At 62.3% G+C, this 12,478-nt stretch carries 11 protein-coding genes; 2 read left to right on the forward strand and 9 right to left on the reverse strand.

Annotation, left to right across the window (positions count from 1 at the left end):
• Window positions 1-29 precede the first annotated feature (29 nt).
• Window positions 30-1,202, reverse strand: coding sequence for a glycosyltransferase (locus A9K65_RS01155; RefSeq protein WP_064992954.1), 1,173 nt, complete (start codon window positions 1,200-1,202; stop codon window positions 30-32).
• Window positions 1,203-1,387: 185 nt separating this feature from the next.
• On the opposite strand from A9K65_RS01155, the gene A9K65_RS01160 reads away from it, so the two are divergent.
• Window positions 1,388-2,884 (forward strand): lipopolysaccharide biosynthesis protein, encoded by a 1,497-nt coding sequence (locus A9K65_RS01160; RefSeq protein ID WP_064992953.1) that lies wholly within the window; start codon window positions 1,388-1,390, stop codon window positions 2,882-2,884.
• Window positions 2,885-2,936: 52 nt separating this feature from the next.
• Window positions 2,937-3,959 (forward strand): phosphoribosyltransferase family protein, encoded by a 1,023-nt coding sequence (locus A9K65_RS01165; RefSeq protein WP_013528105.1) that lies wholly within the window; start codon window positions 2,937-2,939, stop codon window positions 3,957-3,959.
• Between the two features lie 17 nt (window positions 3,960-3,976).
• Here A9K65_RS01165 and A9K65_RS01170 read toward each other — a convergent pair whose 3' ends face one another.
• The 8 genes from A9K65_RS01170 to A9K65_RS01205 all read right to left on the reverse strand — a co-directional run bounded on the left by A9K65_RS01170 (window position 3,977) and on the right by A9K65_RS01205 (window position 12,460).
• Entirely contained in the window at window positions 3,977-5,056 is a 1,080-nt protein-coding gene (locus A9K65_RS01170) for a glycosyltransferase (RefSeq protein ID WP_064992952.1), read from the reverse strand.
• A gap of 74 nt (window positions 5,057-5,130) precedes the next feature.
• Window positions 5,131-5,580, reverse strand: coding sequence for a hypothetical protein (locus A9K65_RS01175; RefSeq protein WP_013528107.1), 450 nt, complete (start codon window positions 5,578-5,580; stop codon window positions 5,131-5,133).
• Window positions 5,581-5,593: 13 nt separating this feature from the next.
• Window positions 5,594-7,036, reverse strand: coding sequence for a GMC family oxidoreductase (locus A9K65_RS01180; protein ID WP_013528108.1), 1,443 nt, complete (start codon window positions 7,034-7,036; stop codon window positions 5,594-5,596).
• A 92-nt stretch (window positions 7,037-7,128) separates the two neighbouring features.
• On the reverse strand, window positions 7,129-8,460 hold the full coding sequence (locus tag A9K65_RS01185) for a UDP-glucose/GDP-mannose dehydrogenase family protein (protein ID WP_013528109.1): 1,332 nt from the start codon (window positions 8,458-8,460) through the stop codon (window positions 7,129-7,131).
• Window positions 8,461-8,527: 67 nt separating this feature from the next.
• Window positions 8,528-9,382 (reverse strand): family 16 glycosylhydrolase, encoded by an 855-nt coding sequence (locus tag A9K65_RS01190; RefSeq protein ID WP_024501832.1) that lies wholly within the window; start codon window positions 9,380-9,382, stop codon window positions 8,528-8,530.
• Window positions 9,383-9,536: 154 nt separating this feature from the next.
• Window positions 9,537-9,932: a hypothetical protein gene (locus A9K65_RS01195; protein WP_024501833.1), complete on the reverse strand. Its 396-nt coding sequence runs from the start codon at window positions 9,930-9,932 to the stop codon at window positions 9,537-9,539.
• A gap of 289 nt (window positions 9,933-10,221) precedes the next feature.
• Window positions 10,222-11,244 carry a glycosyltransferase gene (locus tag A9K65_RS01200; RefSeq protein WP_013528112.1) on the reverse strand — a complete coding sequence of 341 codons (1,023 nt, stop codon included), beginning with the start codon at window positions 11,242-11,244 and terminating at the stop codon, window positions 10,222-10,224.
• A gap of 91 nt (window positions 11,245-11,335) precedes the next feature.
• Window positions 11,336-12,460: a nucleotidyltransferase family protein gene (locus tag A9K65_RS01205; protein ID WP_013528113.1), complete on the reverse strand. Its 1,125-nt coding sequence runs from the start codon at window positions 12,458-12,460 to the stop codon at window positions 11,336-11,338.
• Between the last annotated feature and the right edge of the window lie 18 nt (window positions 12,461-12,478).

Raw genomic sequence — 12,478 nt, forward strand, 5'->3', positions numbered from 1 at the left:
CATCTTGCCTTTGTCCATCCCCTGCCATCCTATGCCAATGCCTCGGCGGCAAACGAACCGGGCACGGCCGTCAGGCTGCGCAGCCGCTCGACAAGCGCACGGCAATCGCTGCGATCGTAGCTCCAGGTCCTCGGGTTGCGCGCCAGAACACGCCCCTTCAGCCTGGCGAAGCGATGCTCCTCCATCTTGCCTAGCGCGGCTTCGAGCGCTTCGGGCGACGCCTGCGGCAACAGCACGCCGATATCCTGCTGCTTGAGGAACCGCCCGGTCTCGGTATTGCCCATCGAGATCGGCACCGCGCCGAAACGGCAACCCTCATAGAGCCGGTTGGGCAGAAGCCATTCGGAGTTCTGCCCCGCTTCGAAGAAATCGATCGCCCAGGAAAAATGGACATCGTTGTAGATCGCCGCCATGTCTTCCGGATTGCGGTAGGGCCCGAGAAACGACAGCCATGGCTCGGCCTCGACAAAGCCGTGAAAGTCAGAGAATTCCGACAAAGCCGGACGGCCGCGCAGCACGATCTCGAAGCGGCCCTCCGTGCGGCGGGAGAAATCAGCCAGCAGCTCGAGCGAGCGGCGGCAGCGCAGCGCGCCGAACCAGCCGATCCGCCATGGCGGGCCGACCAGGCTCTCTTCAGCCTCCGGAGCGCCGGGCACAATCGTCGCGGCCTCGAAATATTTGTTTTCGACCAGCTCGATGGGTGCCGCGACCTGGCCGAACGGCTTGAAATAATTGGCGATGAAGGCAGGCGAACTGGTCACCAGCAGCTTCACATCCCTGGCCAGAAATCGTTCGGTGGCACGCAGCGCCTTGCCCAGGACATCGTTGCGCAGCACAAGCCGATGAATGTCGAGGCACTCGTATACGATCGGAACCGATGCACCGAAGGCTGACCTGGCGCGGCGGGCAAGCGCCAGCATTTCCAGGTTGCGCGCGACGATGACATCCGGCTTTGGCATTCCGCCCAGCTTCGAGCCTATCGAAACGGCTGCTTTGGCTACGGCCGCGAGGCGTTGGCCGAATCGCCCGTCACGCGTCCCGCCGAGGTCGATCGGGCGCAGTCCCTCGATATCCGCAATCGGATTCGCGGTGCGACGGAAGCCGGCCAAGGTGACCTGGGCCCCACCTGCCCTGAGCATCGTGATCCGCCGGCGCACCGCCGGGTCGGAAACGTCGTGCACTAGGTACAAGACATGCAGCATAAAAACTCGACCGCTGTTGGCCCACCCAAGGGAATGCTAGTACAGGTCTTGCTGCATCGCAACATTTTTGGTGCGGCGGTCCACGTTTTCTGTTGCACTGCAAAATTATTGCCGTAGTTTGTGGTCGGCGGCGGTCGTGGATTTTCGGGCTCGAAAATCCACGCAAAAAATCAGGAATCCTGAATTTGGAAGCCAATGCATTCGATCCGCCAGAAGGCTCCTTGCGCAAATCGGTTGGGCGCGGCGCGGTTGTCACGGCCATGGCGCAATCGGTGCGGGTCGCGACACAGATTCTGTCGGTTATCGTCCTGTCCCGGTTGTTGTCGCCACAGGATTTCGGTGTCGTGGCGATGTGCGCGCCGGTGCTTGCCTTTATCGCACTGTTCCAGGATTTCGGCCTGACCCAGGCAACGATCCAGAAATCAGGCATCCGGCATGAGGAGGTGAACTACCTCTTCTGGATCAATGTCGCCGTCAGCGCGATCCTGGCTTGCGTGCTTGCAGGTGCGGCGCCGCTGGTTGCTGCCTTCTACGGCGAGCCGCGCGTGACAGGTCTGGTGGCTGCGTTCGGGCTGCAGATCATGGCCTATGGGCTTGGCGCCCAGCATCTGGCGCTCTTGACGCGCCGTATGCAGTTCGGCCGGCTGGCCGTCATCGACGTCGCCAGCGCCATCGCCGGGCTTGCCGTGTCGATCGCCTGGACCTTCATCGATCGCTCCTATTGGGCCCTGTTTGCCGGCACGCTGACCGGTGCCGTGCTGCCGACGCTCTGCTACTGGGCGAGTTCGCGCTGGCGTCCGGGCCTGCCGCGCAAGGTCGCCGGCATCGGCGAGCTGATCAATTTCGGCGCCGGCATCACCGGCTTCAACTTCGCCAATTTCTTTGCCCGCAACCTCGACAACGTGCTGATCGGCAAATATTGGGGCGAGGCGCAGCTCGGCCTCTATGACCGCGCCTACAAGCTGCTTCTGTTTCCGCTGAGCCAGATCACCAACCCCTTGTCGAAGGTGATGGTTCCAGCACTTTCCAGGCTGAAGGACGAGCCGGATCGCTACCGCAGCGCCTATCTGCGCGTCATGCCGCTGATCCTGCTGGTGGCGCTTCCCGGTGTCGCCTTCGCCACCGCGATGTCGGATGTGCTGATCCCCTTCGTGCTCGGCGAGCAATGGCGCGCAAGCGCCTCGATTTTCCTGGCGCTCGGCTTTGCCGGGCTGCTGCAGCCGCTCAACAATCCGGCGGGGTGGCTTTTCGTCAGCCAGGGCCGCTCCGGCGATTTCATGCGCTGGGGCATCATAACGGCCGTGACGTCGGTGCTGGCTTTCATGCTCGGCCTGCCCTATGGCGCGGTGGGCGTGGCGATTGCCTATGCGATCAGCGAATATCTGCGGACGCCTTTCCTATGGCTCTATGTCGGCAAGAGCGGACCGCTGCAGGCGCATCATGTGCTGCGCGCGGCAACGCCGTTCGTGCTTGGCGCCCATCTGGCGCTGGCCGCGATCTGGTTCGTCAAGCCACTGCTGCCGCAGCAGCATGTCGTCGCCCTGGCCAGCGGCGCCGTGTTCGCCTACCTCATCACGATCATCATCGCACTGGCATTCGCCTCCGGCCGCGAAGCCTTGCGCGAGGCGCTCAAGATGCTGCCGGCAAGGCTGCCTGCGGCAGCGCCGCGCGAAGCGCAATAATTTGGGCGTCTTCGACTGCTACGGACATCTCCTCCAGGACCAGGTCTGAACCATGCACTACCGATCGATCTCCGATATGAACGACGCCATCGTCAGGGGCCTGCATCGGCTGCCGCGCGACATCGACCTGGTCGTCGGTGTGCCGAGAAGCGGCGTTTTGGCAGCGACGCTGGTCAGCCTTGCCGCGAACATCCCGATGACCGATCTCGACAGCTTCCTGGCTGGGCGAATCTACACATCAGGCGTGACCAAGCGCCGTGCCGCTCTCGACCGCAAGGTTTCCGAGATGCGCAAGGTGCTGGTGATCGACGACAGCGTCGCCGGCGGCAACGCCATGCGCGACGCACGCGCCCGCATCCAGGCTGCGGGCATCGAGGCGGACTTCACCTTTGCCGCCGTGTTCGGCCTTGAGCCCCTGCACCAGGAAACCGACCTCGTCTTCGAGGTCGTGCCGCATCCGCGCATGTTCCAGTGGAACTTCATGCATCACAAATTCCTGGCGCAATGCTGCGTCGACATTGACGGCGTGCTGTGCCTCGACCCGACAGAGGCGGAAAACGACGACGGCCCGGCCTATGAGAAATTCCTCAGCGAAGCGCGGCCGCTCCATGTCGCGACCCACAGGATCGGCTGGCTGGTCACCAGCCGGCTGGAGAAATACCGCGCGCTCACCGAGGCATGGCTCGCCAAGCATGAGATCAAATACGACCAGCTGATCATGCTCGATCTGCCGAGCAAGGCGGAACGGCAACGACTCGGCGCGCATGGCAGTTTCAAGGCCGATTTCTACCGCAAGTCCGATGCCATCCTGTTCATCGAGAGCGAGCACGAACAGGCGCTGAAGATCACCGAACTGTCAGGCAAGCCGGTGCTGTGCGTCGAAACGCATATGGTCAGCTTCCCCGACGCGCTGTCGCTGCCGGCACTTGGCCAGGCGGCCCGCAACCTGCCGGCAAGGCTGCGGCAGATCAAGTCGCAAGAGGGCCGCAAGAGCGCCGCCAAGACCATTGCCCGCGCACTGCTTGGCGCCCGCGGCTACGAGACGCTGAAAAGCCGGGTCAAGCGTCCGGCCTGACCTGCTCAGGCGCGTCGTCAGGCCGCCTGTCGCGCACGCTGCTGCATGGCCCTGTCCAGTATCGAGAAGAAGGTGATGAACTGGCGATCGGGATCGAGTTCCGGGCGCCCGGCGAAGCTGCGAGCGAGACTGGAAAGCCGGTCATATTCCTGGTTGTCGCTCCACAGCCGCCTGACGGCCGCGACCCAATCGGCCAGCGGAGCATCGTAATCCAGCACCACTCCACCGGAGCCGACAGCCTCGGGCAGACCGCCGCGCCGCGAACCGATAACGGGGATTCCGCTGCAATGGGCCTCCGAAGCGACGCGGCCCCACGCCTCTTCCCACTTGCTGGGAGCAAGCAGGATCTTCGTGCGGCCATAGACCGTCTTCATGTCGCTGGTGCGGCTCTCCAGGACGACATTGCCCAAGGGAGCGATCGTCTGTTCGATCCGCGCCCGGTGATCGTCGTCGAGCTTCCAGCTTTCGACGAACAGGAATGGAATTTCGCGGCAGGCGCCGGCAATCCGCACCGCGAGCTCAAATCCCTTTTCCTCATAGGGGTTGATCAGCGTGACGAACTGGCCCGTCGTCGGCGTCGAGTAATGCGCCGGGTTGATGGTTGGCGGGATCACTGCTGCCTCGATGCCGAATTCTTTTTTGTAGGTTCGCGCGGTGAAATCCGAATTGGCAATGTAAAGCGCCGAATGCAATTCGCGCAGATCGCCGCCCAGTTCATGGAACTCGACATTGCGGAGATAAACGACCAGAGGCACGCCCTCCGCCTGCAGCGCCTTGCCGATCGGAACCGATTTGTGACACTGGACCACGGCGACATCGGGCTTCAGCCTGTCGACGGCATAACCCGCCGCTTCCCAGGGAAACCAGGCCCGCACCACCGGATAGCCGGGATAGCTGTCGACAACCGCCGGCTGCCGCAACAGCTTCATCTTGGCACGCGCCTTGAAGCCGAAGACACCGTCACCGAACAGGGCGGCGAGCACAGCGGCTTCATGACCGTGCTCGATCAGCTGTTCGGCCAGATGATGCGTGCTCGACTGAACGCCGCCACTGAACTCGGGCGGGTAGCCGTTGCCGCCTGCAAAGAGAACTTTCATGATCGGGCTCCTTGTCGCATCTCGTATTCCTTGCTCGGAGACAACAGGCAAAGGCCGCCGCCTCGCTTTCGACGTCAGGCAAGTTTCGGCGGCTCCAGATTGGCGAAGGGATTGGTACAGGATTGCCAGCCGGTAAACCGGATCGGGTCGTTGGGCGAACTGCGCCAGGCGTAGTCCGTCAGCATATGGAATTCGGCGACGACCCAGCGGTCGAAATGCAGCAGATCTTCCCGCTTCCGCCGGGGCAGCAAGCGACGCGCGGCGCCCAGCTTGAGCTCCTCCACCAGGGTGACGGCGTCACTCAGTTTTTCGCTTGGAAAGTTCCATGGATTCCGGTCGCGGAACGCCAGCACGAACTGCTGCAGATGCTCGATGCGGATGTTCAACTTGCCAAGGTATTTTTCCAGCGTGACGCGCACCAGATCCTCGTCCGAGAAGGAGGAAACGGTGGCGTAGGCGACCCCTGTCGAGACCACTCCGCCAGCCAAGACGGCCAGGGCCGAGCGTCTGGAAATCTCGATCATGCGATACCTCCTTTCACGCGATCCGGCTCGCCGCCCGCAAGGACAGCGCTGCCGCGGTCAGGCTCGGGTTGGCGCAGGAGCAGCTCGGATAGGTGCTGGTGCCGACGACGACCAGGTTTCTGAGCTGATGGTGGATCATGCCGCTGTCGACCACAGAATCGGCCGGGCCGGTCCCCATCCTCAGCGTGCCCTGGACGTGCGATTCGGTCGGCCGAATGCCGCGGTCGAAGAGCTTTTCGACCGGCAGCGGCGCCAGAAGGTCAGGCAATTTCTCCAGAGCGCGCGCCATGCCCTTCACCGCATAGTCCGATGGCGCCTTGAAGCTGACGAAGGCATTGTCATCCGCGTCAAGCGTGACGTAGTTCTCGGGGTCGAGCAGGTTCTCGGTGACCACGACCAACGGCAGCGCCTGGCGTAGCCGCCCCTTTTCGGCACGCATTCCGTGCTGCCAGCGGTTCTCGAAATAGACCAGTGCCGCCGCATGCTCCGATCGGTGAGGACCATCATAGAGGCCGAAATTCAGGCCTGTTGTGATGGTGCTGCCGTCGAAATTGTCGACGCCGTCGAGATAGACCTCGAAATTCCAGCCGTAGGATTCATGCAGGCCGCTGCCGACAAACTCGCCGCCCAGGCCGGATCGCAGCATGATCGCCGCGCTCTGGATGGCATTGGCGCCGAGAATAAAGAGATCGCCGCTGACCTGGTATTCCTTGCCGTCATGGCTGAACGTGACCGAACGGACAGCGCCGCCGACGTGATCGAGCCGGCGCACTTCCGCACCGAGGCAGACCGAGATGTCGGGATGCTCGAAGACGTGCATCAACCCGTTGTTGACGGTGAATTTGGCGTCGACCGGGCACAGCCAGCAACGCAGATTGGCACAGCACGAGCTGCGCTGCGCGGTCGGCACGCGAGCCCGCGCGGTTGGCATGACGAAGTGCTGGTCGGGCTGCGCCGCCTTCATCATCCTGTCCGGTGTCGACATGCGATGCGGCGGTTGCGGAAACGGCTTCGAGCGGGGCAGCATCGCCGCCATGTCGGGGTCGCCGGAGATCGACATGATGTCTTCCGCGTCGCAGTAGAACGGCTCGACGTCGTCATAACTGATCGGCCAGTCATTGCCGATGCCGTAGGTGCTTTTCAGCCGGAAATCATTGGGATGAAATCTTGGCGTCTGCGCGAACCAGCAGTTCGTCCCGCCACCCAGTCCGATCGTGTAGTTCCACGGCTTGTCGGAATTGGTCTTGTAGGTCGTCTCGTCTTCGATGTCGGTGTTGACGTTCTGTTCGAGCTGCCATTCATGGGTGTTGTGGCGTCCCCACTCCAGCACCAGAATGCGCGCCTTTCGGCGCCTGGCGAACTCATGCAGGAAGAAGGCCGAACCGAAGCCGGAACCGATCGCGACGAGATCGAAATGATTCTTGGTGATTTGCTCCGGCTTTACGTCCAGCACCATCAGCTACAACTCCACACAGAAATACGCGCTCAACCCCAGCGCCCGCAGGCCGTGTGCGGACCGGTCTTGCATCCGGCTGCCAGGGCCCGGTCTCATGCCGCCATTCTGCCGATCGAGTGATATTCGATGCCGTGGCGGGCGATGACCTTGGGGTCATAGAGGTTGCGGCCGTCGAAGATGACCGGCGTGGTCAGCGCGTCCTTCACCGCGTCGAAGGACGGCGCGCGAAAGCTCTTCCATTCTGTGGCGATCAGCAGCGCATCGGCGCCGCGAAGCGCCGCCTCCTTGGTGCCGCACAGAAGCAGGTCGTCGCGCAGCCCGTAGATGGCCTGGCATTCCTGCATCGCCTCGGGATCATAGGCCTGCACATTGGCGCCGGCCTTCCAGAGCGCCTCCATCAGGACGCGCGCCGGCGCCTCACGCATGTCGTCGGTGTTGGGCTTGAAGGCCAGACCCCAGAGCGCAAAGGTCCTGCCTTTGAGGTTGCCCTTGAAATAGCGGTCCACCTTGTCGAAGAGAACCGATTTCTGTGCGTTGTTGCGCTCCTCAACGGCGCGCAGCAGCTTGGCGTCGAACTTGACGCCTTCGGCGGTCTTGATCAGCGCCCGCACATCCTTCGGGAAGCACGAGCCGCCATAGCCGAGGCCCGGATAGATGAAATGGTAGCCGATGCGCGGATCGCTGCCGATGCCCTTGCGGACCTCCTCGATGTCGGCGCCGAGTTGTTCGGCCAGATTGGCCATCTCGTTCATGAAGCTGATCTTGGTCGCCAGCATGCAGTTGGCGGCATATTTGGTGAATTCTGCGCTGCGCACGTCCATCACGATCATCTTCTCGTGGTTGCGATTGAACGGCGCGTAGAGTTCGCGCATCACAGCCTCGGTGTCCTCGCTGTCGGTGCCGACGATGATGCGGTCCGGCTTCATGCAGTCGGCAACCGCGGACCCTTCCTTGAGGAATTCCGGATTTGAAGCGACATCGAAAGCCAGGTCCTCGCGGCCTCTTTTCTTCAGCGTGTCGGCGATCCTGGCCTTCACCTTTTCGCAGGTGCCGACCGGCACCGTCGACTTGCCGACGACGATCTTGGGTTTGTCCATTTCGCGGCCGATGGTCTCGGCGACTGCCAGCACATATTTGAGGTCGGCCGAGCCGTCCTCGCCCGGCGGCGTGCCGACCGCGATCATCTGGATCTCGCCGTGCCTAACAGCGGCGGCGGCATCCGTTGTGAACTTGATGCGGCCGGCGGCATGGTTCTCCTTAACGAGGTTTTCCAAACCGGGTTCGAAAATGGGAACCAGGCCCTGGTTGAGCCGCTCGACCTTGGCGGCGTCGATGTCGACGCACACCACCTGGTGCCCGACTTCGGCAAGCACCGCCGCCTGCACGAGGCCGACATAGCCAATTCCAAACACCGTCAAATTCATTCGGTTTCATTCCCATGCAAGGCAGCGGACCGTTTTCGGCCCCGCCGGTTCAAATCGACTTTCCCAACTACTTTACACTGCATGCCAGCGATTCCGGAAATTGACAGGGTTCGCCGAGCGCCGTGAAGGCGACCCGCTCGACCTGCAGGGAAAGCTTGCGGCCCGGATCCGCGAACGCTCCCATCCAGCCCTTCATCGTATCGCTGCCCCAAAAGCTGAAGAATATCTTCTGTGCATGGCTGGGCAGCTTCGCCGGGTCGGTAATCGTGTTGACCAGTTGGCCGTTGACGTACCATCGCAAGCTGTCCTTCTGCCAGACGAAGGCGTAGTCGTTGAAGGCCTTCTCCGTGCCGCCCGGCACGTCGACCAGTTTCTCGTTCTTGCCCTTGCCCGCGATATAGGCGTTGACCTGCACCTTGGAGGTGTCCTTGGTCAGGACCTCGAAGTCGATCTCGTCCCAGGGCTGCTTGTCGCTTGGACCGATATAGGTGAAGAACGCGGCGTTGAGGCCGGAGCCGGTATCGGTCTTCAGCCGTGCCTCATAGGTGCCATAGCCGAAGCGCTGCTTGGTCTGGATCTCGCCGCAGACGTAGTCGCGATCCTTCAGCGTCTGCTTTTCGAAGCCGAGCGACAGCACACCATTCGACAGTTCGACCATATTTTTCGACCAGGTGCAATTCTGATGGCTGCCGTTGTTCCAGCCGTCGGAAACATACCAGCGCGTGCGGTCGAAGCTTTTGAAATCATCGACAAAGGACGGCGATGTCGGAATGTCCTGGGCATGGGAAGGGGTTGCCAGGAAACCGCCAAGAGCAGCCAGCAGCAACGCACCGAGCGACCCCAGCCGCCGGGCGGCTTGTCCGGTCCGATATGCGAGAGGCGGTGCGTCAATTGCCGTCGTAGGTTTCGGATTCCAATTCATACCAAACTCACCTTTGCGCTGTGTGTCCCCAACCCAAAGTCGACGTTCGAACCGCTCCTGCACGGGCCAACCTTGACCTTCCTTGTGACCCTCTCGATTGCTTCTGCTTCCCGCCTTGCATCAAATCTGTTGCAACAGTTCCGAGCCTTCACGTTCAACCTCTGCCGGCGCCTGCCGGCCAGGCGAATTCCGCCGCGGCGGCCGAGGAGGCATCCTCGTCAAAGACCGTATCCAGCGAATGACGGAGCTCTTTCATCATGCCGTCCTGGCGCGACAGCGCCGCGATGCGGCGCTCGCAATTCAGGATCGACTGTGTCAGGGCGCTGACTTCCGAAGACCGCTTGTCGGAAGCAGAGCCGTTTTCCATCGCTTCGACCAGAAAGGCGGCGTTGGTCGAGGTCGTCCGGTAGCGATTCTCAAGCCCGGTTCTCTCGGCCTCGATCTCGGCCGCAATCTGCTCGAACAGCTTTGCCAGACGATCAAGACGTGAAACATCGGCCTGACGGTCGCGGGCCGGATCCCTTGATCTGAAACCGAATATCGAGGCCATGAACTCAGGTTCCCGTCATCGCCGGCTTGTGGGCCGGGCTTCTGGCCGATCCCCGCAGCCGGGGCTCAAAAACTCGTGTTGCGTTGTCGTGCTCCTTTTGAGGGAGAGACATCAGACCAATCCGATCGGGGGCCAAGTTCGGCTGGTCGTCCACTATGCTGCACCGCAACATAGACTGCCATCGTCGGAGCCGCGAGGCAACCACCCAATTCGTAAACTCATAAATCGGCCGAAATGGTTTGCGTGATGACATGCCGCGAGTGGACAAATCGCTGCATCGGGACCGCTCTCAGCGTTCCTTGCCCGTGCTGGTTCCGGCCATCAGAAAGCGCAGCGGCGGCACAGGCTTTTGGCTGGACACAAGGCCGACACGACGAAACAGCGCCTCGAGCTTGTCGGAAGCCACGCCCTGGACGATGGGGACGAGGTTGGACAAGCTGGCGAAGGCGTAAGCCGCAGCCGAGCCCAGCCCCCGCTCGGCCTTGACGTCAAGGAAATTACGCAGCCGATATTTGTCGCGCACGTGCCGTTCATGCCGCCGCAGCACCGCCTTCGAGCCTTCCGGCAGGCTGTCGATCGCCAGCAGCGCCAGATCCGCATCGGCCAAACGCTTCAAGTCCTGGGTCTTGTGGCGGCCGCTCAGGGAATCGGCGCGGACGATGGCGCCGTAGCCGCAGGAGCGAATGACCTTGAACCGCGCCCCGCATGCGACCGCGCGGGCGTAGAGTTCATAGTCCTCGCCCAGCCGCAGGCTCTCGTCGTAGCTCAACCCATGGCGGTCGAGGAAGGCACGGCTGATCACCGGCTTCAAAAAGCCCAGTTCGCCCCTCTGCACGCGGCGCCTGGAGATGTTGCCTTCGACGAAACGCTCGAAATCGAGGAATTCCGGATCGGCGGCAAATTGCGGCGCGACGATTTTCGTCGCGTCGCCCGTCGCATCATCCCTGATCAGCATGATGTTGTCGGCGGCGAAATCCCAATCGGCGCCGGCAAACAGGTTGCGAAACCGGCCTTCGAGGAAGAAATCGTCGGCATCGAGAATGCTGATGAACGGCGATTTCGAGCCGGCGATGGCTGCGTTGCGGGCAAAGGAGGGGCCGCGATTGACATCGAGGCGCATCACGGAGAGCCGCCCGCTGCCATCATCGGCCGATCGTGCGACACCGGCGGTGTCGTCGGTGGAGGCATCGTCGACGACCACGACCTCCGCCACTTCCGGTTCGCGCAATGCGGATGCGATGGCGACGGCGATTGTCGCTGCGGCGTTTTTTGCCGCGATGATCACGCAGACCTCGGATTTCGTCATCGACATGGATTTGCCTCTCGTACAGGTAATATCGATTTGCCCTCGCCCCGTACTCGTTCGATGCACTACAGAATTGCCATCAGCATCCAATTTACCTTCAGCGACTCGCCGGCCGCTCGAAGATGCGGCGGCTGATATCGGCGGACGCCGCCCAGCCTGCTTCGGCCAGATAGCGGACCGGCGCGCGGCCGCACAGTTCCCAAAGCACCGTTCGCCGCTGCGGCCACCGCAGCGACGGCAGCCACGGCGCGATGACCATGCTGAGCAGATCCTCATTGCCGATGCGCGGCAGGATCCTGGTCGCGCGCTGCGACAGCAGCGTGCCGGCACCGCCGAGTAGCACGTCGGCGGCGCGCAGGCCAAGCAGCAGCGTGTCGTCCAGACCTTGCGCGGTAGCGGCATCGAGCAAACGCTGCTGATCCGCCTCGTCGAGGCGGCCGGCGCTGGCGCCGATATCACAGACGTATCCGGCGCAGGGTTCCCGGTTGAAAAGTGCCTTGGCGACGCTGATGCAGGACAAAAGCAATGTATCGGCCACCGAGGTGAACGGCACCGTCGCACCGGCGATTTCGACCTGTCGCTTGCGCCGCAGGAACCCGTCCGCGTCGCGCGGGCTTGGCGAGCCGGGCTGCTGGAGGCGGTAGTGGAGATCGACGGTGGACGACCTCGGCCCGTCGTCCCGGGTCATGTGCTGTTCGCCGAGGAAGCGGACCCACCAGACGGAGCTCGACTTGCCTGATACCTCATAGCCGATTTTGCGAAGCGCATCACGCGCCCTGAAAAATCCGAGCGGCGAAACCAGGATGTCGACATCGCCCGAGGGCTTCATAAAATGGTCGTCGTAGAGAAGTTGCTGCTGGAACGGACCCTTCAGAAAAACGAAATCGATCTCGCTGGCGCGCAGCACGTCCTGGATCGCCATCGAATCCATGATGCAGGACGCGTTCATCGAAACCGTTTTCCTGCGGTAGGTGTCGAGCCATTGGAAAAGCTTAGTTGGCCTCTGAAGCGCGGGTGCGCGCGAAAGCGCCTTGAGGACAAAGACGGCGACCTTGTTCAGCCTGGCAATCTCGGCAATTTTTTCACCGTCAAGATGGCGCATCGAAACGTCGCCCGCGCCCGGGCCGGCGAAAAACAATCGCAGGCAAGCCTGCACATAGGCCACCTCGCCGGCACAGCCGGCGGCGCGCAATCGTTCGTATGAGCCATCCGGCAAGGCCATTTAGCGCACAGTCTCCCA

The organism is Mesorhizobium sp. WSM1497, assembly GCF_001672455.2.
Classification (GTDB): domain Bacteria; phylum Pseudomonadota; class Alphaproteobacteria; order Rhizobiales; family Rhizobiaceae; genus Mesorhizobium; species Mesorhizobium ciceri.

Coding starts and splice junctions, on each gene's coding strand:
- A9K65_RS01185 (WP_013528109.1), bottom strand. CDS start 8,460: ATGAATTTGACGGTGTTTGGAATTGGCTATGTCGGCCTCGTGCAGGCG.
- A9K65_RS01200 (WP_013528112.1), bottom strand. CDS start 11,244: ATGTCGATGACGAAATCCGAGGTCTGCGTGATCATCGCGGCAAAAAAC.
- A9K65_RS01155 (WP_064992954.1), bottom strand. CDS start 1,202: ATGCTGCATGTCTTGTACCTAGTGCACGACGTTTCCGACCCGGCGGTG.
- A9K65_RS01190 (WP_024501832.1), bottom strand. CDS start 9,382: ATGAATTGGAATCCGAAACCTACGACGGCAATTGACGCACCGCCTCTC.
- A9K65_RS01195 (WP_024501833.1), bottom strand. CDS start 9,932: ATGGCCTCGATATTCGGTTTCAGATCAAGGGATCCGGCCCGCGACCGT.
- A9K65_RS01205 (WP_013528113.1), bottom strand. CDS start 12,460: ATGGCCTTGCCGGATGGCTCATACGAACGATTGCGCGCCGCCGGCTGT.
- A9K65_RS01165 (WP_013528105.1), top strand. CDS start 2,937: ATGCACTACCGATCGATCTCCGATATGAACGACGCCATCGTCAGGGGC.
- A9K65_RS01175 (WP_013528107.1), bottom strand. CDS start 5,580: ATGATCGAGATTTCCAGACGCTCGGCCCTGGCCGTCTTGGCTGGCGGA.
- A9K65_RS01170 (WP_064992952.1), bottom strand. CDS start 5,056: ATGAAAGTTCTCTTTGCAGGCGGCAACGGCTACCCGCCCGAGTTCAGT.
- A9K65_RS01180 (WP_013528108.1), bottom strand. CDS start 7,036: ATGGTGCTGGACGTAAAGCCGGAGCAAATCACCAAGAATCATTTCGAT.